Raw genomic sequence first — 22,744 nt, 5'->3', positions numbered from 1 at the left:
GGGCGGCGGGCACGGCGGCGGCGGCCCGCAGCAGCCGCCGGTCAAGACGGCGACCGCGACCGGCACGGGCGGCGCGGCCGCGACGGTCGACGTGCTCGCCACGGACGCCGCGATCCAGACGCTCAAGCAGGGCGGCAACGCGGTCGACGCGGCCGTCGCCGCGGCGGGCGTGCTCGGCGTGACCGAGCCGTTCTCGGCCGGCATCGGCGGCGGTGGCTTCATGGTCATCCGCACGCCGCGCGGCCAGGTGACGACGATCGACGGTCGCGAGACCGCGGGCGCCGCGATGAAGCCCGACTCGTTCTGGGAGAACGGTGCGGCGCTGGCGTTCAACGACGCGCGCTACAGCGGGCTGTCCGCCGGCGTGCCCGGCACGGTCGCCAAGTGGGACCTCGCGCTCAAGCGCTACGGCAGCAAGCCGCTGCGCAAGCTGCTCGAGCCCGGCATCCGGGTCGCCAGCAAGGGCTTCACGGTCGACCAGACGTTCTACGACCAGACGGTCCCGAACGTCGACTACTTCGACGACATCCCGTCGACGGCGGCGATCTACCTGGACCCGGACGGGACGCCGCGGGACGTCGGCAGCACGCTGAAGAACCCGGACCTGGCGAAGACCTACGAGTACATCGGCCGCTACGGCGCCGACGCGTTCTACCGCGGCCCACTCGCCAAGGCGATCGCCAACGCGGCGCAGACCCCGCCGACGGCACCGACCGCCAACCACGACTGGCGCAAGGGCCTGATCACCGAGCAGGACATCGCCAAGTACCGCGCGATCGAGCGCAAGCCGACCAAGGTCGACTACAAGGGCCTCGAGGTCTGGGGCATGGGCCCGCCCTCGTCCGGCGGCTCCACGGTCGGTGAGGCGCTGAACATCCTCGAGGGCTACCAGCCGCTCGGCGCCGACCGCACGCAGGCGCTCCACCGCTTCCTCGAGGCGAGCCGCTACTCGTTCGCCGACCGCGGCAAGTACCTGGGCGATCCCGCGTTCGTCACCGTCCCGCTCGACTGCCTGCTCTCGCAGCAGTTCGCGGACGCCCGCCGCGCGCTCATCACCGACCGCGCCGTCAACGCGGCCGTCCCGGGCGGCGACTGCGGCCCGGCCGGCGTCACGCCCGCGCTGAGCGACGGCCCGTCGACGACGCACCTGACGATCGCCGACGACAAGGGCTACGTCGTCTCCTACACGTTCACGGTCGAGTCCACGGGCGGCAACGCGATCGTCGTTCCCGGCACCGGCATGCTCCTCAACAACGAGCTGACCGACTTCGACTACACGTCGCTGACCGCGCCCAACCGCTCCGAGGGCGGCAAGCGCCCGCGCAGCTCGATGGCGCCCACGATCATCACGAAGCACGGCAAGCCGTTCCTCGCGGTCGGCTCGCCGGGCGGCTCGATGATCATCACCACCGTCCTACAGACCCTGCTCGAGCGCCTGGAGCTCGGCAAGGACCTGCCGGGCGCGATCGCCGCGCCGCGCGTGTCCCAGCGCAACGGCGCGACCAGCATCGCCGAGCCCGGCTTCACCGAGGCCGCGGCGCTCACGGCCCAGTACGGCCACGCGTTCGGCACCCCGCAGGCGGAGATCGGCGCCACCACCGGCATCGAGTTCTTCGACCGCGGCAAGCTGCTCGCGGCCGCCGAGCCCGTCCGCCGCGGCGGCGGCAGCGCGATGGTGGTCAAGAACCAGCGGTAGCCAAACGTGGGTGGACGCGGCTCACAAGCCGCGTCCACCCCGTCCGCTACGTTCGAAGGGATGCTCCAGACGACCTTCGGGGCCGTCTCCGTCGACCCGGCGGACGTGGCTGACTTCCTCCTCGGCGCTCCCCTGCGCATCCTCGCGATCCTCGTGCTCGCGTGGTTCGTGAACCGGATCGCGCGCCGCGGCGTGCGCAGCGCGCTGAAGACCCTGAGCTCCGGCGCCGTGCAGGAGCGCGTCGGTCAGATGCGCGCCGCGGCACCGTCCGCGCTGCTGCAGACGCAGGAGCACAGCCTGCGCTCCGAGCAGCGTATCGACGCGCTCACCAGCGTCCTGCGCTCGCTCGTGACGTTCGTGATCTACACGGTCGCGACGTTCATGATCCTCGGCGAGATCGGCATCAACCTCGGTCCGCTGATCGCCGGCGCCGGCATCCTCGGCGTCGCCCTCGGCTTCGGCTCGCAGTCGCTGGTCAAGGACTTCCTGTCCGGCGTGTTCATCCTCGTCGAGGACCAGTTCGGCGTCGGCGACATCGTCGACCTCGACGGCCAGACGTCCGGCGTCGTCGACGCCGTCTCGCTGCGCACCACCCGCCTGCGTGCCGTCGACGGCACGCTCTGGCACGTCCCCAACGGCGAGATCCGCCGCGTCGGCAACAAGTCCCAGCACTGGTCGCGCGCGCTGATCGACATCGAGGTCGCCTACGACACCGACCTCGACCACGCCGAGGCCGTGATCGCCAAGGTCGCCGACGAGGTCGCGCGCGAGGACCCCGAGGTGATCGAGCAGCCCGAGGTGTGGGGCGTCGAACAGCTCGGCGCGAACGGCATCGTCATCCGCCTGGTCGTCAAGACGCGCCCGTCCGAGCAGTTCCGCGTCTCCCGCGAGCTGCGCCGCCGGATCAAGAGCGTCTTCGAGCAGGAGGGCATCGAGATCCCGTTCCCGCAGCAGACCGTCTGGCACCGCGGCACCCCGGTCGTGCAGTCCAACGGCGACCAGAACTAGGCGACGCGCGCGCCGAGCTCGACCGTGCGGTCGAGCTTGACCGCGTTGAGCAGGTGCCGGTCGTGCGTGACGAGCAGCAGCGTGCCGTCGTAGGCGTCGAGCGCGACTTCGAGCTGCTCGATCGCGGGCAGGTCGAGGTGGTTCGTCGGCTCGTCCAAGACAAGGAAGTTCGCGCCCGAGGCCATCAGCAGCGCCAACGACGCGCGGGTGCGTTCGCCGGGTGAGAGGGACCGCGCCTCGCGGTTGACCTCGTCCGCCTCCAGCCCGAACTTGGCGAGCAACGACCGCGCCTCCTGGAGCGCCATCCCGCTCTGCTCGACGAACGCGTCGAGGAGCGTGCCCGCGTTGTCGAAGCCCGCGCGGGCCTGGTCGAGCGTGCCGACGCGCACGCCCGGGCCGAGCCAGCGCGTGCCGGATTCCGGCTCCAGCGCGCCGATCAACGCGGCGACCAACGTGGTCTTGCCCGAGCCGTTCGGACCGACCAAAGCCACGCGCTCGCCCCAGGCGAGCTCCAGCGACATCGGCCCGAGCGTGAACGAGCCGCGCCGCAGCACCGCGTCTTCCAGCCGCGCGGTGACATCGCCGGAGCGCTCGCCGCCGCCGAAGCGCAGCTGCAGCTCCCAGCGCTTCCAGGGCTTGTCGACGACCTCGAGCCGCTCGATCGCCTTCTCGGACGCGCGGACCTTGCCGGCCTGCTTCTCCGAGCGCTCGGCGCGATGGCGGACGACCGCCTTGTCGGGGTCGGAGCCCTTGGACTTCTTGACGCCGGTCTCCGACCACTGGCGCTGGCGGTTCACGCGCGCGGTCAGCCGGTCCTTCTGGGCCGAGAACGAGTCGAAGCGCTCCTGCTCGTGACGGGCCGCCGTCGCGCGCAGGTCCTGGTAGCCGGCCCAGCCGCCGCCGAACTCGGTCGCGGTGTGGAGGATCTCGTCGATCTCGAGCACGCGCGTGACCGTGCTGTCAAGGAAGGCGCGGTCGTGCGAGACGATGACCGCGCCGCCGGGGCGCTCGGCGATGAAGCGCTCGAGCCGTGCGAGCCCGTCGAAGTCGAGGTCGTTGGTGGGCTCGTCGAGCAGCAGCACGTCGAAGCGCGAGAGCAGGATCGCGGCGAGCGAAGCGCGCGCGGCCTGGCCGCCGCTCAAGGCGACGGTCTCCAGGTCCAGCAGCGCCACATCGAGCCCGAGGTCGCGCAGCACGGTCTCCGCGCGGACCTCCAGATCCGCGCCGCCGAGCGCGAGCCACGCCTCGAGCGCGTCGCTGTAGCCCTCCCCGCCGCCGTCCGCCAGCGCCGCCGCCTCCGCGTTCATGTGCTCCTCGGCGGCGGCCACGCCGGTGCGCCGGGCGAGGTAGTCCTGCAGGCGCTCCCCGGCCCGGCGATCGGGCTCCTGCGGCAGGTAGCCGGCGGTGCCGCTGGTCAGCTGCACGTCGCCCGCGTCGGGCTGGTCGACGCCCGCGAGCAGCCGCAGCAGCGTCGACTTGCCGGCGCCGTTGGGCCCGACGACGCCGAGCACGTCGCCCGGCGCGACCGTCACCGACACGCCGGCGAGGATCGTCGCCGCGCCGTGCGCCTTCTGGATGTCCCGTGCGATCAGCGTGCCGCTCACGCCTAAGAGGCTAGAGACGCGCCAAGACTGCACCCGATGCCCCGGTTTTCACCGTAGGGTGATCGGATGCTGACCCGCCTGCTCGCCGAGCTGTGCGCCGTTCCGGCGCCGTCCGGTGCCGAATTCGAGCTCGCCGACGACCTCTCCGCCCGCTGGACCGACCGTTGTGAGGAGGTGCGCCGCGACCGCGTCGGCAACCTCGTCGCGCGGGTCGGCGGGAGTGGTCCGCGCGTGCTCGTGCAGGCGCACATGGATCAGGTCGGCTACGTGGTGCGGTACATCAGCGAGGAGGGCTTCGTCCTGCTCGACGGCTCCCAGGGGGACCGCCGGACCGGCCCGGAGCGCCGCCACCCGGTCGGCCAGCCGGTCAAGCTGCTCACGCGCGACGGCGCCTGGCTCGAAGGCCTGATCACCGCGAGCAGCGGCCACGTGCTGACCGTCGAGCAGCGTGAAAAGGACAAGCTCGCCTACGACGACTTCTGGGTGGAGCTCGGGCTCGGCGACCGTGAGGCCGTGCTCGCCGCGGGCGTGCACATCGGCGCGCCGGTCGTCTTCTCCGCCCCGGCCCGCGCGGTCGGCGAGCTGTTCGTCGGCCCCGCGCTCGACAACCGCGTCGGGCTCGCGCTGATGGACGCGCTGATCGGCACGGAAGGCCTCGCGTGCGAGCTGTGGCTCGGCGCGACCGTCCAGGAGGAGAACGGCCTGCACGGCGCGCGGGCGCTCGCGCTGGCCGAGCGCTTCGACGCGGCGATCGCGCTCGACGTCGGCCTCGTGGGCGACATCCCGAGCGTGGCGGAGAAGGAGTTCGGCACCCGCCTCGGCGACGGACCGATCATCGTCCACCGCGACACCGGGATCGTCTACGACCGCACGCTCTCCCAGCACCTGCTCGCGCTCGCCCGCGCACGGGAGATCCCCGCGCAGGACGGCCTGTTCGCGAGCTACGGATCGGACGGGCTGGCGATCGCCGAGACCGGCACGCCGACCGCGCTGGTGACCGTCGGCACCCGCTACACGCACACGGCGTTCGAGACCATCCACCCGCGCGACCTCGGCGCCACCGCCGACCTGCTGCGGGCGTTCCTCACCGCGCCGCTGCCCGAACGTCCGTCCTGACCACAGGGTGTCGGGTGAGGTTCGACACGTTGGCAGCTGCAACCGCAAGCGCTTGCTTCTAGATTCCCTAGTCCGTGATCGCCAGCGAGATTCTCAAACTCATCCGCGACGGCCAGGCCGTCACCCGTTCCGAGCTGATGGACCAGACCGGTCTGTCTCGCACGACGATCGGCACGCGCCTGTCCGAGCTGACCAAGCGCGGGCTCATCTCGGAGTCCGGCAGCGCCGCGTCGACCGGCGGGCGCCCGTCGGGGCTGCTGGCGTTCAACGCGGGCGCGGGCGTGATCCTCACGATCGACGGCGGCGCGACCCGCAGCGCGCTGGCCGTGTCCGACCTCGCCGGCGAGTCGCTCGCCGAGCGCAGTGAGCTGCGCGCGATCGAGACCGGCCCCGAGGCCACGCTGGCCTGGGCGACGACCGAGCTCGACGCGATGCTCGCGGCGCTCGGGCGCAAGCGCGAGGACGTGTGGGCGGTCGGCGTCGGGCTGCCCGGCTCGGTCGACCTGGCCGGCCGGCCCGTCAGCCCGCAGCTGATGCCCGGCTGGGACGGGTTCCCGGTCGCGGAGCGGCTGCGCGAGCACTACGGCGTCGACGTGCTCGTCGACAACGACGTGAACGTGATGGCGCTCGGCGAGGCCCGCCAGCACGACCCGAAGCAGCAGATCGTCGTCGTGAAGGCGGGCACCGGCGTCGGCCTCGCGTACGTCGCCGACGGCGTGGTCCTGCGCGGCGCGCAGCACGCGGCGGGCGAGATCGGGCACACGCAGGTCCCCGGCCACGAGGACATCCAGTGCAGCTGCGGCAAGCGCGGCTGCCTGCAGGCGGTCGCCGGCGGCCAGCGGATGGCGGACCGGCTGACCGCGGCGGGCATCCCGTGCGCGAACACGGCCGAGGTCGCGGCGCTCGCGCGCGGCGGCGTGCCCGAGGCGATCGCGATGGTGCGCGAGGCGGGCCACGCGATCGGCTTCGTGCTCGCGACCGTGGTCAACATCCTCAACCCGTCACGGCTCGTCGTCGCGGGCGACCTGACGGACGCCCGCGACTTCCTGCTGAGCGCGCTGCGCGAGACGGTCTACCGCGAGGCGAACACGCTCGCGACGTCCGAGCTCGAGATCGCGCGGGCGCGAGCCGGAGGGCGCGCGGGGATCATCGGCACGACGACGATGGCCCTCGAGCACGCCCTCAGCTCAACCGCCTAGCGCGTTACTTCTCCCACGGCCGCGCCGACCGGTTGCGGTGCCCGTCACCCGGGCGGCCGCGGTCGTACTTGTGCGGCTTGCCGTGCTTGCGCCAGCCGAGCACGTTCGGGATCACCTTCTCCTGCAGCTGCGGGTTGAGGCGGTCGAACCCGATCACCCCTACGCGCCCGACCTCCGCCCGGAAGCGCATGAACCCGTACGCGGCCTCCGGGTAGGTCGCCGGTTGGCCGGGCGCCGCGTAGTTGCGGCTCAGGCCGTCGTTGGAGTACACGCTGATCGACTTCGTCCAGCCGCTCTTGCGCGGGTACGTGTACGCGGACCAGGTGTTCGTGCCGTCCTTGTCGGCGTACGCGATCTCCTTCGGGTGCTCCGGGTCGCTGAAGTCGATCACCGACGAGCCGCCGCGGTAGTACGCGTTGACGAGCAGGTAACGGTCGAACGACGGCACCGGGATCCCGAGGTGCGAGGAGCAGTACTTGCCGGAGCCCGGGCTCGTGGCGTCGTTCGTCGGCCGCGGGTTGCGGAACTCCGAGAGCAGGTCGCCCGAGCGCGTCTCGAAGAAGAACATGTTGCCGCTCTCGTACTCCTTCGGCGGCCCGGGCAGGCCGGCGGTCTTCGTGGTCACGGTCGGGCAGCCGTCGCCGAACGACTCGTCGATGAAGTTCGCGACCCTGCCGTCCCAGCTGAACGTCGCGCTGTGCCAGAAGTCCACATTGGGCTGGTCGTAGGACCACACCGGGTTGGCGGTGTCCGGCAGCCCGGTGCGCTTGTCGATCTTCCACACCTGCGCCTGCTCGCCGCACGCCGCGCCGACGATCCCGAGCGCCGGGAACGTGCTCAGGTCGTGGCAGCCGAGGAAGTTGTCCAGCGGCGCCGCGATGCCGTGGTCGGCGACCGGCCGGTAGATGCCGTCCGGGTCGTTCGGATACACGACCGGCAGCTCCGTGAGCTCCTTCGCCTTGGTCACGTCGTCGAACGGGATCTCGACCACCTGCACGACGCCGTGGTTGACCTTGCGGCCGGCGGCCTCACCCAACGGCCCGCACGTCGGGCCCTCGCCGAGCGGGTAGCTCGAGTTGAGCACGTACATCGACTTCGCCTTGCCGCCGTGGCGCCCGTGCCCCTTGCTCGGCGCGGGCAGCAGCGTGTTCGTGTGCGAGCCGCAGTCCTGGTAGACCGTCGCGGCCTGCGTCGGCGCGTACGGGTTGGTCACGTCGAAGATGCGGATGCCCTCCCACGTGCCGTCCGGGTACTTGCCGGTCGTCGCGCTCTTGCTCGCGGGCGCGGCGCCGCACTGCGGGCCGACCAGCGGCGAGTCCACCGACAGCACGAGCGTGTCGGCGTTGCCGTCGCCGTTGCGGTCGAACACGGACGGGTCGCCCTGCGGCCCGTAGCAGCGCACGTCCGAGATCAGCTTCGGCGTCGGCCGCGAGATGTCGAAGATCCGGAACCCGCCGTAGTCGCCGACGTACGCGATGTTGCCCCAGAACGCGATGTCGGAGCTGGTCACGTGCGTGTTCGCCGCGTTGTAGGGGTTCTGGGCCGTCTGGAAGTTCGCGAAGAACCAGAACTGCCGGCCGAACGGCTCCGTGAGCGGCGTGCCGCCGAGCTCCTCCGGATCGTGGGCCACCGCCGCGCTCGCGGGCATGGCCAATGCGGCCGCGCACGCGACCGCGAGCACCTTCCATCGTCGATTCATGTCTTCCCCTCCCGAGGGAATCCCGCTACGAGAGGTGAACGCTACATGAGTGAATTGTGAGACGCGTCAGATATCTTGCGCGGTTGACGTGTCATTGAGCGATACGTAGCCCGCGAACTCGCGTTCGAACTCCGGCCACCACGCCGGCTCGTCCGGGCCGGGGCGCAGATACGGGGCGCGCGAGAGGTGCGGCTCGTCACCCTCGTCCCCGCCGTTCGGGCGCGGCCGCTGGGCGATCAGGATGCGAATCGCGGGGATCACGCCGATCGCCATGCACACGACAAGCCCGACAACGATCGCTGGGGTGAAGTGCATACCGGTGAAGCTACCCAGGATGGCGAGTCCACGTGCGCCGCATCGCGTATGTGAAGCTCTGGCTGTGCACGAGACCGATCTTCACCTGGACCCCAACGAAGCCTCCGACCTCAGCCGCGTCCTGAGCGAGGCGACCCTCGAGGCCAACGGCTGGGACCGTGCGATGCTGACGGTGCTCGACGAGGCCTGCGCCGAGGACGCGCTCGCGCTGCTCGTGCACCAGGCCGGCTGCCCGCTCGAAGACGGCTGGGAGGCGCTGCGGGTGCACGCCGAGCCGACCACCGGCAAGGGCAAGACCGAGGACGCCGAGGCGTGCGCCGTCCGCGACGGCTACGCGTACATCCTCGGCTCGCAGTTCGGCAAGAAGGCCGGTCCGCTGTCGGCGCGCCGCTCGTGGATCGCGCGGATCAAGGAGGACGACCTGGTCACCAAGGACGCGCCGCTGGAGATCGCCCGCCTGCGCTTCGGCCTGCACCGCGCCGTCAACGACGCGCTCGCCGCCGTCGACCTGCTCCCGCTCGGGCCGCTCGCGCGCGAGCGGTACATCGACGCGACGATCGCGACCGGCGAGAAGGAGGGCAAGCGCTGGGCCGGCGCCATCCTCCCCACCGACCAGCCGATCAACCTGGAGGCCGCCGAGTTCCGCGCCGACGGCGCGCTCGTCCTCGGTCTGCGCTACCCCGTGACCGCCGACGGCCACCCGCTGCTCGTCGAGATCACGAACCCGAACGGGCTGTTCGCGGACGAGGCGCCGGTCGCGGGGCGCGTGTGGTGGCTCGAGAACATCGGCTCGGCCGCCGCGCCCGCCGGCTTCCGCGCGCTGGACACCCGCGGTGCGGACCGTTTCGACGCGATCATCGGCGACCTCGACGCCGCCAACAAGTCCGCGACTGTGCTCGAGGACCACCCGCAGGGCGGCACGGCGGCGTCCGAGCACGTCCGCTTCGCGCTCACCGACGCGGGCGGCGCCGTCACGGCCGAGCCCGTCCACCACTTCGGCGAGATCCGTCGCGTCGAGGGCGTCGCGATCGACCGCGAGGGCCATTCGCACTACGTGATCGACGAGGAGGGCCACGTGGCCCTGCGCACGCTCGTCATCGAGTGAGCGCGAGCACGTCCGCGTCGAGCGCGAGCCGCTTGAGCCCCAGCCGCGCGCGGCTCTTGACGGTCCCGAGCGGGAGGTCCAGCCGGTCGGCGATCTCGCGCTGCGAGAGCCCGGCGTAGTAGGCGAGCTCGATCACCTCGCGCTGCGCGTCCGGCAGCGCCATCACCGCGCCGGCGAGCCGGCGTTCGCACTCGCGCGCCCGCGCTCGATCGTGCGCGGAGAGCCCGGCCGCGGGCAGCCGCGCGAGCTCGGCGTCGTCGTCCTCGGTCCGGCGCTCGACCGCCACCACGCGCCGCAGCACGTCGATGCTGCGGTTGTGGACGATCGTGTGCACCCACGCGGTCGGCGCGCCCGCGCGCGGTGAGAACCCGCCCGCGTCACGCCAGAGCGAGAGGAAGGCTTCCTGCGTAGCGTCCTCGGCGAGCTCCGGGCGCCGGCACACGCGGCGGGCGGTCGCGCCCATCGCGGCCGCGTGCCGCGCGTACAGCTCGCCGAAGGCGTGCCGATCCTGATCCGCAACGCGGCGGATCAACTCGGCGTCACACAGCACCCCGTAACTCATCGCCCGCACCTTCCCCCCGGAAGGCCGTACGCCAATCGTGGCTTGCGCGACGTGGCGCGGTGGCGATGTCACGGTGCCGTCGGCGAAGCTCGATCGGTGTCGTTCCGTGGTGCAGTCGGAAGGCCTTGATGAACGCGGACACGTGCCCGTAGCCGACGGCCGGCGCGATCTGCGCGAGCGGCTCGTCGGACTGCAGCACGAGCACCGTCGCCTGGCGCATGCGCGCGACGGTGATGTACTCGCGCACCGTCGTCCCGCCCTCGGAGGCGAAGACGCGCTGCAGCTGGCGGCGCGAGGTGATCGCCGCGCGGGCCACGTCGTCCACGTTCAACGACGTCGCCAGGTGCAGCTCGATGTAGTCCGTCGCGGCGCGCCAGATCTCCCGGCGGGCGGTGACGGTGGATGAGCGATGAGAAGCAGGCAACAGCACGAACCCCTTGAGCCCGTTACTGCGCACTACCCCCGGATCGCGGATCACCGCGTGCGCCGACAAGTTCACCAAGCGTGAACGCAACCTGAGCGCGCGAGGAGTACTGTCGCGCCCAATCCGGGCTTGGGGAGAGAGCGCGGGCGAAGTGAGGGAGGTTGTTTCATGGCAGGTCGGGCCATTTGCGCGGGCAGTGTGGCTGCGCTCGGCTTCTTCTGCGCGCTCGCGGGGAGCGCGCCCGCTCAGCCCTCGCCCTTCCCGGGCCAGGGCGAGTTCCAGAAAGTGCAGCTCAACGACCGTCCGGGCGAGCCGATGAGCCTCGCCGTTCTGCCGGACGGCCGCGTGCTGCACACGGCGCGCACCGGTGAGGTGCGCATCCACAACCCACGCACGGGCCTAAACACGCTCGTGATCAACATGGCCGACACGGCGCAGAACCCGAAGGGCCTCTACCAGCACGACGAGGAAGGCCTGCAAGGCATCGCGGTCGATCCCAACTTCGAGGACAACCGCTGGGTCTACCTCTACTACTCGCCCAAGCTGAACACGCCGACGGACGTGGTCGGCACGGGCATCAACGAGGGCGACGCGCCGGAGACGCTGACGACGCCCGAGGACCGCGCGCGGCTCGCGCTGTTCGCCGCCAACCCGAACTCGAGCTACCTGCAGCTCTCGCGCTTCAAGTTCACCAACAACAAGCTGCAGATCAACACGGAGCAGGCGATCCTGCGCGTGCCGGTCGACCGCGGGCTGTGCTGCCACGTCGGCGGCCAGATCGAGTTCGACTACGCCGGCAACCTGTTCCTGTCAACGGGCGATGACACCAACCCGTTCTTCTCGGCGGGCTACTCGCCGCTCGACGACCAGGCCAACCGCAACCCGGCGTTCGACGCCCGCCGCACGTCCGGCAACACGAACGACCTGCGCGGCAAGATCCTGCGCATCCGCGTCAACAGCGACGGCAGCTACGTCCCGACGCCCGGCAACCTGTTCCAGGCCGGCACCCCGCAGACCCGCGCGGAGATCTTCGCGATGGGCCTGCGCAACCCGTTCCGGTTCGCGGTCAACAAGAAGACGAGCGACGTCTACGTGGCCGACTACTCGCCGGACGCGAACGCCGCCGACCCGCTCCGCGGTCCCGCTGGCCAGGGCCGCTGGATGCTGATCCGGCGCCCGGGCAACTACGGCTGGCCGTTCTGCGCGACGCCGGACAAGCCGTACATCGACTACGACTTCACGCCCGGCGCACCCGCCGGCGAGGAGTTCAACTGCTTCGCCCCCACCAACGACTCGCGGCACAACACCGGCCTGCGCCGGCTGCCGCAGGTCGTCCAGCCCGAGGTCTGGTACTCGTACCCGGCCGGTGACGACGGGCTCTTCCCCGTGCTGCTCGAGCAGCGCGGCGGCGACGGCATCGGGCCGATGGGCGGCCCCGCGTACGAGTTCAACAAGGACAACCGCTCCGAGAACCGCTGGCCGAAGGCGTTCGACGGCCACCCGCTGTTCTACGAGTGGTCGCGCGACTACGTGAAGGTGTTCGAGCTCAACAAGCCCAACGGCGGGCAGCTCAAGCAGCTGTGGAACCTGTTCGGCCCCTCGGGTCCGCTGGGTCCGGGAGGCAACGCGCCCGGGGCGGGCGACATCGTCCAGGACAACCCGATGGACATGGAGTTCGGCCCGGACGGCGCGCTCTACACGCTCGAGTACGGCGACGGCTTCTTCTCCGAGAACCCGGAGGCGGAGCTCGCCCGCGTGGACTACGTGCGCGGCGGCGAGTACACGCCGATCGTGAAGGTCAGCGCAACCCCGACCAACGCGTTGGTGCCGCCGCTGACGGTCCGCTTCTCGAGCGCCGGCACCGGCGACCCCGACGGCGATCGGATCTCCTACGCGTGGGACTTCGACGCCAACGGCACGATCGACTCGCGCGTCGCGAACCCGACCTACACCTACACCCAGCGCGGCATCTACGAGGCCACGTTGCGCGTGCAGGACACCAGCGGCCGCGCCGCTTCGGCGTCCGTCCGGATCACCGTCGGCAACCAGGCGCCGCGCCTGGCGATGACGGTGGTGTCCACGTCACCGCCGTTCAACTTCGGCGACACCGTCACCTACACCGTGACCGTCACCGACGACCAGCCCGTGGACTGCGCCCGCGTGAGCGTCGCGTACATCCTCGGCCACGACCAGCACGGGCACCCGCAGTCCTCCACGGCGGGCTGCTCCGGCACGATCTCGGTCCCGCTCGACAGCTCCCACGCGGGGCAGTCGAACCTCGCGGCCGTGTTCGTGGCGACCTACACCGACCAGCCCGGCGGCGGCGAGACGCCGCAGCAGGGCAGCGTCGAAGTCGTCCTGCGGCCGGCCGCGCAGTGACGCAGTGAAGAGCCGTCGGGCGCCGCGGAGATCCGCGGCGCCCGGCAGGTCTCAAGACGTCGGCACGGCGAACTCGAGGAAGTCGCGGATGGAGACGATGCCCCTGCCATCGGCGAACTTGACGCCGTAGGTCGGGTCCCACCCCGCGGCGAGGTAGGAATCCGGGTCGTTGTGGAGCAACCCGAGCTGGGTCTCGACCACGATCAGGCTGCCCAGCTGGCCGAGCGTGTTGCCCTTGTTGTGGACCTCGGCCTCTTTGAGGATGTAGTACCAGAGCGGCGTCTGCTCGAGGAACCCGCCCGCGGTGAGCGCGTCGTTGAGCGCCTGGGAGTTGTTCAGCTTCAGCTCGTCCTCGGTGAGCGCCTTCACGCCCATCGCCTTCGCGACCGCCTGGCCGGTCGGGATCGCCAGGTGATAGCCACGGAGCAGGTTGCGACGCGCGAGGTGGCGGAGCATCTCCCGGAGCACCTGGTTGGCGACGGAGTTGCCTTGGTTGACCATGTTCACGATGGGCGGCACCAGCAAGGTGTCGATCTGGCGAGCGAAGTGCGCCGGGTTCTTGTCGAGCTTGTCCGTCATCCGGTCCCACTCGATGATCCAGTTGGACGGGAGCGTCTCAGCCCCGCCCAGCGGATTCGGCGTGCTCTTGCTGGGATCGCCCGGATCGATCACGTGACCGTTGCCGGTGAACTCGAACAGCTTCTCGAAGGTGGCGAAGTTCCGCGTGCCGTCGGGGCGGATGCCGAAGACGCGGTTGTGGTCGTAGCCGCCTCGCACCATGCTGTGGCCGAAGCGGAAGGCCGCGACCGAGTACTCGAGCGGCGCGAACAGACCCCCGTCCGGCAGGGGCTGGTAGAAGCGGTTGCCGTCGATCAGGACCCGATCGACGATTTCGGGCACCGTGATCGTCTTGAGGTAGTCGTGGACGACGAGCCACTGATAGTGGAAGCGCGTCAGCCGGCGCGCCGCCTCGAACAGCTGGGCGGCGTTCGGCCGCGGGGCGACGCCGAACGCCTGGGGGTACCGCTTCACCTCGTCGACGGCGCGGTTGTGGAAGCGCAGGAACGCGAGGTGCAACTGCGCGACGATCAGGTTCTCGTCGTTGCGGGAGTCGGCGATCGCCGCGGCCGCGGGCAGCTTCGAGAACACGGCAGGGATGTCGGCCTCGGCCACCGCGCCGGACTCGATGAGCCGACCGACTCGCGGCAGATCACGTGCGAGATCGCCCAACGGCGGGATGTCCGCTCCCGGAATCTCCAGGTTCTCACCGATCCGGAACTTGGCTCCGTCGTAGAGCCACGTGTCCGGCTCTCCCGGGTCCGGGCAGTAGAAGTCGTCGGAGAGGCCGGGGCCGTTGCCGTACAGGCTGTCGAGATCGAACGTCGGGCGGCGCAGGTTGGGCAGCTCCGTCGCTCGATCCGGATCGAGCGGGACCACGGTCGGCTTCGTGATGTTGCTGATCTTGCCGTCGCGGTCCGTGTTCGCGGTCATGTCGTGGTCGACGAACTGACCCCAATACGTGTAGATCGCGGGAATCGCCGAGTTCAGCGGCGGGCCTGCAGGAGCCGCCTCAGTCGGAGGATCCTCAGCCATCGCGTTGGCGAGCGCGATCAGATCGGCGTTGACCTGCTTGGGGCTGCCGTCGGGAAGCCGGGCCGACGGATCGGACTTCAACGCAGGCAACAGGTAGTTGAACCGCGTCTCCGCAGGGGTCTTCTGCGTCGCGATCGGGGACTTGTAGTCGCCGCCGTGCTTGCTCACCAGCAAGGGTCGTCCTCCTTCGGGGTTGTCACCCCGATGACCGGAGGTCGGCGCGGCCTGATACAGGAAATTCAGGCGCCCGCACCGCCATCGACGGGAACGATCGCGCCGGTGACCATCGAGGCGCGGTCGCTGAGCAGCCAGGCGGCCACCTCGGCGACTTCGCGCGGCTCGGCCATGCGGCCGAGCGGGATGCTCGCGCTGATGCGCTCGACGACGCCCGGGGACGCCGCCTCCCACGTGTCGATCATCTCGGTCGCGGTGCCGCCCGGGGTGATGCCGTTGACGCGGATGCCCTGCGCGCCCCAGCTCACGGCGGCGCTCTCGGTGATGCTGTTGAGCGCGCGCTTCATCGCGCCGTAGGCGGGGAGCTCCGGGTTCGCGCGACGGCTCCCGATGCTGGAGGTGTTGACGATCGCGCCGCCGCCACCGCCGCGGCGCATCAGCGCCGCCTCGGCGGTCATCGCCGTCCAGTGCCCGCGGAAGTTCACGGCGAACTGCTGCTCGACGTCCTCGTCGCTGGTCGTGTCGAGTGGGCCGGGCTGCTGGATCGCCGCGCCGTTGTTGAACGCGCCGTCGAGCCGTCCGTGGAGCTCGTCCACGCGGTCGATGGCGGCCCGGATGCTCGCGCGGTCGGCCAGGTCCACGGTCACGGCGTCCGCGGTGCCGCCGTCGGCGCGGATCTCGCCGACGAGTGCTTCGAGCGCGTCGGTGCCGCGGGCGGCGAGCACGACGGCGGCGCCTTCCTCCGCGAAGAGCCGGGCGGCGGCCGCCCCGATGCCGCGGCTGGCGCCGGTGATGAAGATGACCTTGCCGGTGAGCAGACCGATGGGTGCGTGGTTCGTCATGACCGACGTTCTACGGTCGCCACCCGGCCCTATCCAGGCACAGGCGGTACCAGGCTCCGGCGCCGTCGCGGGGGCATACTGCGGGCATGGACAGGGAAGAGCTCGGGGCGTTCCTCCGCAGCCGCCGTGAGCGGCTCCGGCCCGAGGACGTCGGCCTGCACTCGGGGTCGCGGCGCCGGACGCCGGGCCTTCGCCGCGAGGAGGTCGCGGTCCTCGCGCACATCTCCACCGAGTACTACGTCCGCCTCGAGCAGGGCCGGGCGCCGCGCCCCTCCGGCGACGTGCTCGCCGGGATCGCGGGCGCGCTCCGGCTCACGGACGCCGAGTCCGATCATCTCCACGTGCTCGCGGGCACGGCGCCGAGTCGCACCGGGCTGCACCGTCGGGACGTGCGGCCGAGCATCCTCGCGCTGATCGAGCGGCTGCCGCGGACCGCCGCGTTCGTCACGTCCGCCGCGTTCGAGGTGCTCGCGTGGAACGCCCTCGCGGCCGCGCTGATGGAGGACTTCGGCGCGCTGGCGCCGCACGAGCGCAACCTCGCGCGCCGCGCGTTCCTCGACGAATCGACGCTCTACGGGGTCTCCGACGCCGCGGAGTTCCGGCAGCACGTCGTGATGGAGCTGCGGTCCACGCTCGCGCGGTACCCGTCGGACCCGGTGATCGCCGGGCTCGTCGACGAGCTGCGCTCGGGCAGCCCCGAGTTCGCCCGGCTGTGGGAGCGGCACGACGTCCAGGCCGCGCCCATGCTCACGAAGACCTTCCGCCATCCGGTCGTCGGGGAGGTCACGGTCGACTGCGACACGCTCACGCTCGCCGATCGCGACCAGCACCTCGTGCTTTACAGCGCGCCCGCGGGGTCCCCGAGCGCCGAGGCCATCGCGTTTCTCGACGTCGTTGTCGATTTCGAGGATCCGCGTTTGTCGTAGAGGTATGAACAAGCTCTGGGAAGTGACCTGGGAGGGCGAGCTGCCCGCCTCCCCGCAGGCCGTGTGGGCCTCGATCACCAAGCACTCCGACGGCTACCTGTGGCCGATCGAGTACGAGCCGCGCGTCGGCGGCGCCGAGCGCGGGCTCACGCAGGGCGGCGGGACCGTGACCGCGTGGGAGCCGGAGCGGCGGTTCGCGACGCGCACGCGGCCGGAGCAGGAGCGTGACGGGCTCAACGAGATCGTGTTCGAGCTCGAGCCGCTCGGCGACGTCACCTACGTGCGGTACACGCACCGGGCCGAGATCCCGGAGGCCGACTACGACGTCCAGCTCGCGATGTGCCGCGCGCACACGACCTTCTATATGCACTCGCTCGGACAGCACGCGTGCCACTTCGCGGGGCGGGCGGCGGCGTACGCGGCCGCGGACGTCGAGGGCAGCCTCAGCGACGTGCTGCGCGGGCTCGGCGTGCCGGACGGTGCCGTCGTCGGCGACCGGGTCACGCTCACGCCCGCGGGCGAAGCGCCGATCGACGGCGTGATCGACTACGCGAGCGCCACCATGTTCGGCGTCCGCGGCGCCGACGTGCTCTTCCGCGTCTATGGCCGCGACACTTGGGGCTGGCCGGTGGGCGTCACGTCCCACCGCTTCGCGAACGGATCGGAGGAGGCGTGATGGCGCAGTACGCGGTGTTCATGTTCGAGCGGGTGGCGCCGGAGGACCTGCCGCCCGAGGTCATGCAGCGGCACATGGACATGCCGGAGCGGGTGGCCGAGCTGGGCGGGAAGATCGTCGCCGGGATGGCCTTCGAAGACGTGGGCACGACCACCGCGATCCGCGGCGACGAGCTGACCGACGGCCCGTTCTTGGAGACCAAGGAGGTGCTCGGCGGGCTGTTCATCATCGAGGCCCGCGACCTCGACCACGCGCTCGCCCTGGCCAAGCTCACGCCGATCGTCGAGGGCGGCGTGGAGGTCCGGCCGCTGCTCGACTTCCAAGTGCTCTGACCGAGATCGAACAGGCGGTCGCGGACGCGCACCGGCGCGAGTGGGCCTACGTGCTCGCGGCGACGGTGCGTGTCACGCGTGACCTCGACGCGGCCGAGGAGATCGTGCAGGACGCCTACGTGCGGGCACTCGTCGACTGGTCGCGCGGCGGCGTGCCCGCGAATCCCGGGGCGTGGCTGACGACCGTCGCGCGGCGGCTCGCGCTCAACCGGATCGCCCGGGCGAAGACGCTCGCCACCAAGCTGCCGCTGCTGCTCGACGAGCCCGAGGACCCCGTGGAGCACCCGTTCCCCGACGACCGGCTGCGGCTCGTGTTCACGTGCTGCCACCCGGCGCTCTCCCGCGAGGCGCAGGTCGCGCTGACGCTGCGGCTCGTGTGCGGCGTCGCCACGCCCGACGTCGCGCACGCCTTCCTCGTCTCGGAGGCGACGATGGCGGCGCGGATCACGCGGGCCAAGAAGAAGATCGCCGCGGCGCGGATCCCGTACGCGATCCCGGCGGAGGAGGAGCTGCCGGCGCGGCTCGACGCCGCGCTCAGCGTCGTCTACCTGCTGTACACGACCGGCCACACGGCGCCCGCCGGGGAGGACCTCGTGCGTGACGAGCTGACCGCCCGCGCGCTCGACCTCACGCTGATGCTCCGCACGCTGCTGCCGGACGCGCGCGAGGCCGCGGGACTGCACGCGCTGCTGCTCGTCCACGAGGCGCGCCGCTCCACGCGCACGGACGCGGAAGGCCGGCTCCTCCGCTTGGCCGAGCAGGACCGAACGCGCTGGGACCCCGCGCTCATCGAGCAGGCCGACGCGCTGATCATCGACGCCCTGCAGGCCGGCCCGCCCGGCCGCTACGTGCTCCAGGCCGCGATCGCCGCGCTGCACGCGCAGGCGCCGACCTACGAGGACACCGACTGGCCGCAGATCCTCGTCCTCTACGACGCGTTGCTGCGCGTCTGGCCGTCGGCGGTCGTCGCGCTCAACCGCGCGGTCGTCGTCGCCGAGGTGCACGGTCCCGAGCCGGCGCTCGCGGCGGTCGACGCGCTTGAGGGGTTGGACGGCTACCGCTACCTGCACAGCACCCGCGCCGACTTCCTGCACCGCCTCGGCCGCCACGACGAAGCGGCCGCCGCCTACGAGGCCGCGCTCGCGCTGACCGAGAACGAGGCCGAGCGCTCCTTCTTAAAGACCCAGGGCCTTTAGGTTCCTTTATGTTGCCGCGTGAGCCTCGAGCAGGTCGTCGACGAGGTCGTGGATCTCGTCCAGCGACAGCTCCGCGCCCGTGTGCGGGTCGAGCATCGCCGCCTGGTAGATCGCGTCGCGGCGCCCGGTCAGCGCCGCCTCGACCGTCAGCCCCTGCACGGTGACGTTGGTCTGGATGAGGCCCGCGAGCTGGCGCGGGAGCGCGCCGACGGGCTGCGGGACGATCCCGCTCGCGCCCGCCTCGCACGGCACTTCGACGCAGCAGTCGGCGGGCAGGTTGTCGATGTTCAGGCCGCCGTCCGCGCGCCGGTTCGGGACGTTGCCGTTGAACGCGAACGGCTCGCCGGTGACGCAGCCGTTGATGATGTCGGCGCCGTACTCGTGGCTGCGCGCGACGTCGACCGCGCCGCCGCGCTCGAGCTCCTCCCGCAGCGCCGCCCACTCCGCGATCTGCGCCTCGCACCGCCGCGGGTACTCGTCGAGCGGCACGTTGAAGGCGTCGATGAGGTCCTCGCGCCCGTCCTTGATGAACCACGGCGAGTACTCGGCGAAGTGCTCGGAGGACTCGGTCACGAAGTACCCGAAGTGCTCGAGCAGCTTGTAGCGGACGCGGTTCCAGTCGGGCGGATCGACCTCGCGCAGCCGCGGGTAGAGGTCCTCCCCGCGGTGCTCGAGGCGCAGGAAGAACGCGACGTGGTTGATGCCCGCCACGAGGTGGTCCAGCTCGCTCGCGGGCAGGTGCAGGTCGTCCGCGAGCTGGGCGGCCGTGCCCTGCACGCTGTGGCACAGCCCGACCGTGCGGATCGACGACCGCTCGGCGACCGCCCAGCACAGCATCGCCATCGGGTTGACGTAGTTGAGCAGCAGCGCGTCCGGTGAGACGGCTTCCAAGTCGCTGCAGACGTCGAGCAGCACGGGGATCGTCCGCAGCCCGCGCATGATCCCGCCGACGCCGAGCGTGTCCGCGATCGTCTGGCGCAGTCCGTGCCGCTTCGGCACCTCGAAGTCGATGACCGTGGACGGCTCGTAGCCGCCGACCTGGAAGCTCGTGACCACGTAGTCGGCGCCATCGAGCGCCTCGCGCCGGTCCAGCGTCGCGGTCACCTGCGCACCCGCGCCGTGCGCCTCGATCAGCCGCGACGTGACGATCTCGGCGGTCTCGAGCCGGTCCACGTCGATGTCCATGAGCGCGAACGTGGTGTCGTCGCGCAGCGCGGCGTGCGTGAGGACGTCGCCGACGAGGTTGCGGGTGAAGACGGCCGAGCCGGCTCCGACGAACGCGATCTTGGGCATCAGGTCCCGTCTCCTCCGTGGTCGTTCGAGATCGTCTCCAGCAGGCGTTCGGCGACCGGGTGCAGCCGGGTCACGCCCGTGAGGTCGAGGGTCGGCGTGCGGCCACGGCTGAGGCGCAGCGCGCGCTCGGCGGCGGCGAAGTCGATGTCGCCGCGCAGCACGAGCACGCCGTCGCGCTCGGTGACCTTCGCCGCGCGGGCGCCGGCGGTCGCGTCGTGGAAGATGTGCAGGCCGAACCGGGCCGCGAGCCGCTCGCACGCGAGCACCGCGCGGACGCTGTTCCCGCGCGCGTCCAGCGGCGGGCTGTAGAGGCCGATCCCGAACTGCCCGGGGCTGACCGCGAGCACGCCGCCGGACACGCCACTCTTCGCCGGGAGCCCGACGTGCAGCATCCACTCGCCGGCGCCGTCGTACATCCCGCACGTGGCCATCACCGACAGCGTGTGCTGGACGGTGAGCTCGCTGACGACCGGCGCGTCGGTCGCCGGGTCGCGGCCCGCGTTGGCGAGCGTCGCGGCCATGTAGGCGAGGTCGCGCGCGGTGACGATCAGCGAGCACTGGCGGAAGTAGTCGTCGACGACGGCGTGGACGTCGCCCTCGAGCGCGCCCGCGGCACGCATCAGGTGCGCGATGGCGATGTTGCGGTCGCCGGTCTCGCGCTCGGACGCGTGCACGGCGTCGTCGACCGCGAGCGTGTGGCCGGCGAACGCGGACAGGCCTTCGGCGATGCGGTCGAAGCCACCGGGGACGAGCGAGGTCGTGAGGATCGCGCCCGCGTTGACGAGCGGGTTCGCCGGCCGGCCCGTGCCGGGCTCCAGGCTGATGGCGTTGAACGGCTCGCCGCTCGGCTCGGCACCCACCCGCGCGTCGACGGCTTCCACGCCGAGCGCCTCGACGGCGAGCGCGTACACGAACGGCTTGGAGATCGACTGGATCGTGAACTCCACGTCCGCGTCACCGGCCGCGTAGACGTCGCCGTCGTGGCTCTCCAGCACGATCCCGAACGCCTCCGGGTCCGCGTGCGTGAGCTCGGGGATGTAGTCGGCGACGCGGCCGGGCTCGGCGTCCCGCGTGCACTCGTGGCGCAGCTCGTCGAGCACGCGCGTGATCGGGTCGTTCATCGCAGCTCCTTGACGGTGCCGAACACGTCGCCGTCGCGGTAGAAGTCGACGGCGACGATCGTCGGCATCAGCCCGCGCTCCCGCTTGCACCGCTGCAGTCGCTCCGACAGGAAGGCGCGCGCGTTGACCTCGCGCGCGATCGTCCGGCGCGGCGCCGGCGACGTGTCGACCCAGTGGTTGACGAGCAGCAGCGAGCCGTTGTCGCCGCCGCGGTTCTCCTGGCAGGAGTCGGGCGCGGCGAGCTCGGCCGGGGTCGCGAACGCGTACGGCGTCTCCTGCATGAGCGCGTCCTGGCGGTGCATCCACGGCTCCTTGCCGGGGTCGACCTCGATCAGCACGAGCACGCGCTCGTTGCGCTCGATCATCGTCTGCAGCGTCGGCCATGGCGGTCCCGCCGGGCCGGTGTAGACCTCGCGGATCAGGCCGCTGTCACGAATGAGTTGCGCGGTGTCCTTCGCGTCGGTGTCGTCCTCGATCGAGAGGATCAGCACCTCCTCAGGGTGTGCGACGAGCCACTCGTGCACGCCGCGGAACGCATCGACCGCCTTGGTCGCGCCGACCTCGCAGAACGCGTGGCAGAGGAAGATCTCGCGCGGCTCGTTGCCGGTGAACCCGATCCGCGCGCGCAGCCGCTGCGCGGTCTCGACGAACGCCTCCCCAAGCTCCCCGACGACCTTCTCGCGTGACTTCGAGTCGCGATCGAGGTCGGTCGCGACGCCGCGCGGCGTCTGGAACCCGTAGTGCGTGTCGACCAGCAGCGCGCGCACGCCGTCGTCGAGCTGCTGCGTGATGCTCGCGTTCTGCGCGGGGAACAGCCAGCCGGGCTCGCCGTCCGCCGACATCGAGTTGTGCGTGCCGACGAACGCGACCTGGTCCAGCGTCTTCGCGCACAGCCGCTCCTCGCCGTTGCAGAGCCCGGCCCGCGCCGGTTCGACGCCGCCGCTGACCGCGAACGCCGCGGCCCCGCCGACGACGAACGCCGCCACCGCCGCGACCGCGACCTTCGCGAGCGGCAGTCGCCGCCGCTCGCGCGCCACGGGCGTAGCCGGCGCCACCTGGCGCAGGAGCTCGGTCGTCCCCCACAACACCGCGACCGCGCCCGCGGCCATCACGACCACCTGCAGCAGCGCGAGCGGCTCGGCCAGCGCGACCGCACCGAGGCCGACGGCCGCGAGCGCACGCGCAAGCGGTGATGTGCGCTCGGCACGGGCACGCAGCAGGCGCCACGCCGTCCCCGCGGGCGGCGGCCGCCACAGCGAAGCGGCGGCGGTGGTCACGAGCGCGGCCGCGCCGCAGATCACCCAGCAGCGCACGGCGAGCGGCTCCAGCCACACGTCGAGCGCGGCCCGCAACGCGGCGTCGCCGGTGAACACGTGCGGCGCGAACGTGGCGACGAGCGCGGTCAGCGCGGCCGCCCCGGCCACGGCGGCGCCGAGCCGCAACGCGACGTCGCGGCGCGCCCCGCCGGCACGAGCCGAGCCGCC

At 71.6% G+C, this 22,744-nt stretch carries 20 protein-coding genes; 10 read left to right on the top strand and 10 right to left on the bottom strand.

The features are described 5' to 3' along the window. Both ggt and OJ997_RS32990 read left to right on the top strand, forming a co-directional pair. On the top strand, positions 1 to 1,696 hold a 1,696-nt coding region (ggt, locus tag OJ997_RS32995; protein ID WP_270029667.1), incomplete at its 5' end, for a gamma-glutamyltransferase. Between the two features lie 60 nt (positions 1,697 to 1,756). After that, a complete protein-coding gene (locus OJ997_RS32990; RefSeq protein ID WP_270029666.1) occupies positions 1,757 to 2,704 on the top strand; it encodes a mechanosensitive ion channel family protein in 948 nt (315 codons plus the stop codon). On the opposite strand, the gene OJ997_RS32985 is transcribed toward OJ997_RS32990, so the two are convergent. After that, positions 2,701 to 4,308, bottom strand: a complete 1,608-nt coding sequence (locus OJ997_RS32985; protein WP_270029665.1) for an ABC-F family ATP-binding cassette domain-containing protein — start codon at positions 4,306 to 4,308, stop codon at positions 2,701 to 2,703. The two genes, OJ997_RS32990 and OJ997_RS32985, sit on opposite strands and share 4 nt — an antisense overlap. Positions 4,309 to 4,374: 66 nt before the next feature. Here OJ997_RS32985 and OJ997_RS32980 point away from each other — a divergent pair, with 66 nt between their 5' ends. Both OJ997_RS32980 and OJ997_RS32975 read left to right on the top strand, forming a co-directional pair. Beyond that, complete coding sequence (locus tag OJ997_RS32980; RefSeq protein ID WP_270029664.1) at positions 4,375 to 5,424, top strand: M42 family metallopeptidase; 1,050 nt, start codon at positions 4,375 to 4,377, stop codon at positions 5,422 to 5,424. Between the two features lie 74 nt (positions 5,425 to 5,498). Beyond that, a complete protein-coding gene (locus OJ997_RS32975) occupies positions 5,499 to 6,623 on the top strand; it encodes an ROK family transcriptional regulator (RefSeq protein ID WP_270029663.1) in 1,125 nt (374 codons plus the stop codon). A 4-nt stretch (positions 6,624 to 6,627) separates the two neighbouring features. Here the strand turns inward: OJ997_RS32975 and OJ997_RS32970 are convergent, their stop codons facing one another. Both OJ997_RS32970 and OJ997_RS32965 read right to left on the bottom strand, forming a co-directional pair. After that, positions 6,628 to 8,322, bottom strand: a complete 1,695-nt coding sequence (locus OJ997_RS32970) for an LVIVD repeat-containing protein (RefSeq protein ID WP_270029662.1) — start codon at positions 8,320 to 8,322, stop codon at positions 6,628 to 6,630. A 66-nt stretch (positions 8,323 to 8,388) separates the two neighbouring features. Then, positions 8,389 to 8,637 (bottom strand): hypothetical protein, encoded by a 249-nt coding sequence (locus OJ997_RS32965; protein ID WP_270029661.1) that lies wholly within the window; start codon positions 8,635 to 8,637, stop codon positions 8,389 to 8,391. Between the two features lie 64 nt (positions 8,638 to 8,701). Between OJ997_RS32965 and OJ997_RS32960 the strand changes: the two genes are divergently transcribed. Beyond that, complete coding sequence (locus tag OJ997_RS32960; RefSeq protein ID WP_270029660.1) at positions 8,702 to 9,742, top strand: hypothetical protein; 1,041 nt, start codon at positions 8,702 to 8,704, stop codon at positions 9,740 to 9,742. On the opposite strand, the gene OJ997_RS32955 is transcribed toward OJ997_RS32960, so the two are convergent. Further along, on the bottom strand, positions 9,732 to 10,304 hold the full coding sequence (locus OJ997_RS32955) for an RNA polymerase sigma factor (protein WP_270029659.1): 573 nt from the start codon (positions 10,302 to 10,304) through the stop codon (positions 9,732 to 9,734). The genes OJ997_RS32960 and OJ997_RS32955 overlap by 11 nt on opposite strands. Then, positions 10,282 to 10,797 (bottom strand): helix-turn-helix domain-containing protein, encoded by a 516-nt coding sequence (locus tag OJ997_RS32950; RefSeq protein ID WP_270029658.1) that lies wholly within the window; start codon positions 10,795 to 10,797, stop codon positions 10,282 to 10,284. Before OJ997_RS32950 ends, OJ997_RS32955 begins: the two co-directional genes overlap by 23 nt. Before the next feature lie 99 nt (positions 10,798 to 10,896). Here OJ997_RS32950 and OJ997_RS32945 point away from each other — a divergent pair, with 99 nt between their 5' ends. After that, positions 10,897 to 13,107 (top strand): PQQ-dependent sugar dehydrogenase, encoded by a 2,211-nt coding sequence (locus tag OJ997_RS32945; protein ID WP_372517963.1) that lies wholly within the window; start codon positions 10,897 to 10,899, stop codon positions 13,105 to 13,107. 51 nt (positions 13,108 to 13,158) lie between these two features. On the opposite strand, the gene OJ997_RS32940 is transcribed toward OJ997_RS32945, so the two are convergent. Both OJ997_RS32940 and OJ997_RS32935 read right to left on the bottom strand, forming a co-directional pair. Then, on the bottom strand, positions 13,159 to 14,868 hold the full coding sequence (locus OJ997_RS32940) for a peroxidase family protein (protein ID WP_270029656.1): 1,710 nt from the start codon (positions 14,866 to 14,868) through the stop codon (positions 13,159 to 13,161). Positions 14,869 to 14,939: 71 nt separating this feature from the next. Continuing rightward, positions 14,940 to 15,716: an SDR family NAD(P)-dependent oxidoreductase gene (locus OJ997_RS32935; protein ID WP_270029655.1), complete on the bottom strand. Its 777-nt coding sequence runs from the start codon at positions 15,714 to 15,716 to the stop codon at positions 14,940 to 14,942. Positions 15,717 to 15,802: 86 nt separating this feature from the next. On the opposite strand from OJ997_RS32935, the gene OJ997_RS32930 reads away from it, so the two are divergent. The 4 genes from OJ997_RS32930 to OJ997_RS32915 are packed head-to-tail and all read left to right on the top strand — an operon-like array spanning position 15,803 to position 18,846. After that, positions 15,803 to 16,642 carry a helix-turn-helix transcriptional regulator gene (locus tag OJ997_RS32930; protein WP_270029654.1) on the top strand — a complete coding sequence of 280 codons (840 nt, stop codon included), beginning with the start codon at positions 15,803 to 15,805 and terminating at the stop codon, positions 16,640 to 16,642. 4 nt (positions 16,643 to 16,646) lie between these two features. Next, a complete protein-coding gene (locus OJ997_RS32925; protein ID WP_270029653.1) occupies positions 16,647 to 17,318 on the top strand; it encodes an SRPBCC family protein in 672 nt (223 codons plus the stop codon). Next, positions 17,318 to 17,650: a YciI family protein gene (locus tag OJ997_RS32920; protein WP_270029652.1), complete on the top strand. Its 333-nt coding sequence runs from the start codon at positions 17,318 to 17,320 to the stop codon at positions 17,648 to 17,650. Before OJ997_RS32925 ends, OJ997_RS32920 begins: the two co-directional genes overlap by 1 nt. Before the next feature lie 50 nt (positions 17,651 to 17,700). Next, on the top strand, positions 17,701 to 18,846 hold the full coding sequence (locus OJ997_RS32915) for an RNA polymerase sigma factor (protein ID WP_270029651.1): 1,146 nt from the start codon (positions 17,701 to 17,703) through the stop codon (positions 18,844 to 18,846). Between the two features lie 6 nt (positions 18,847 to 18,852). On the opposite strand, the gene OJ997_RS32910 is transcribed toward OJ997_RS32915, so the two are convergent. The 3 genes from OJ997_RS32910 to OJ997_RS32900 form a co-directional block, all read right to left on the bottom strand. Next, positions 18,853 to 20,139 (bottom strand): alpha-glucosidase/alpha-galactosidase, encoded by a 1,287-nt coding sequence (locus OJ997_RS32910; protein ID WP_270029650.1) that lies wholly within the window; start codon positions 20,137 to 20,139, stop codon positions 18,853 to 18,855. After that, a complete protein-coding gene (gene glsA, locus OJ997_RS32905) occupies positions 20,139 to 21,260 on the bottom strand; it encodes a glutaminase A (protein WP_270029649.1) in 1,122 nt (373 codons plus the stop codon). Before glsA ends, OJ997_RS32910 begins: the two co-directional genes overlap by 1 nt. After that, a partial coding sequence (locus OJ997_RS32900) for a phosphoinositide-specific phospholipase C-related protein (protein WP_270029648.1) occupies positions 21,257 to 22,744 on the bottom strand: 1,488 nt, incomplete at its 5' end. The genes OJ997_RS32900 and glsA, both read right to left, overlap by 4 nt.

The organism is Solirubrobacter phytolaccae (assembly GCF_027587195.1).
GTDB lineage: Bacteria > Actinomycetota > Thermoleophilia > Solirubrobacterales > Solirubrobacteraceae > Solirubrobacter > Solirubrobacter phytolaccae.
This window is presented reverse-complemented; position numbering and strand designations above follow the sequence as displayed.

What these genes read in the sequence shown, in the direction of transcription:
- OJ997_RS32970 (WP_270029662.1), bottom strand. Translation starts at nt 8,322, where the DNA reads ATGAATCGACGATGGAAGGTGCTCGCGGTCGCGTGCGCGGCCGCATTG.
- OJ997_RS32925 (WP_270029653.1), top strand. Translation starts at nt 16,647, where the DNA reads ATGAACAAGCTCTGGGAAGTGACCTGGGAGGGCGAGCTGCCCGCCTCC.
- OJ997_RS32955 (WP_270029659.1), bottom strand. Translation starts at nt 10,304, where the DNA reads ATGAGTTACGGGGTGCTGTGTGACGCCGAGTTGATCCGCCGCGTTGCG.
- OJ997_RS32920 (WP_270029652.1), top strand. Translation starts at nt 17,318, where the DNA reads ATGGCGCAGTACGCGGTGTTCATGTTCGAGCGGGTGGCGCCGGAGGAC.
- OJ997_RS32935 (WP_270029655.1), bottom strand. Translation starts at nt 15,716, where the DNA reads ATGACGAACCACGCACCCATCGGTCTGCTCACCGGCAAGGTCATCTTC.
- OJ997_RS32965 (WP_270029661.1), bottom strand. Translation starts at nt 8,637, where the DNA reads ATGCACTTCACCCCAGCGATCGTTGTCGGGCTTGTCGTGTGCATGGCG.
- OJ997_RS32980 (WP_270029664.1), top strand. Translation starts at nt 4,375, where the DNA reads ATGCTGACCCGCCTGCTCGCCGAGCTGTGCGCCGTTCCGGCGCCGTCC.
- glsA (WP_270029649.1), bottom strand. Translation starts at nt 21,260, where the DNA reads ATGAACGACCCGATCACGCGCGTGCTCGACGAGCTGCGCCACGAGTGC.
- OJ997_RS32910 (WP_270029650.1), bottom strand. Translation starts at nt 20,139, where the DNA reads ATGCCCAAGATCGCGTTCGTCGGAGCCGGCTCGGCCGTCTTCACCCGC.
- OJ997_RS32990 (WP_270029666.1), top strand. Translation starts at nt 1,757, where the DNA reads ATGCTCCAGACGACCTTCGGGGCCGTCTCCGTCGACCCGGCGGACGTG.
- OJ997_RS32945 (WP_372517963.1), top strand. Translation starts at nt 10,897, where the DNA reads ATGGCAGGTCGGGCCATTTGCGCGGGCAGTGTGGCTGCGCTCGGCTTC.
- OJ997_RS32930 (WP_270029654.1), top strand. Translation starts at nt 15,803, where the DNA reads ATGGACAGGGAAGAGCTCGGGGCGTTCCTCCGCAGCCGCCGTGAGCGG.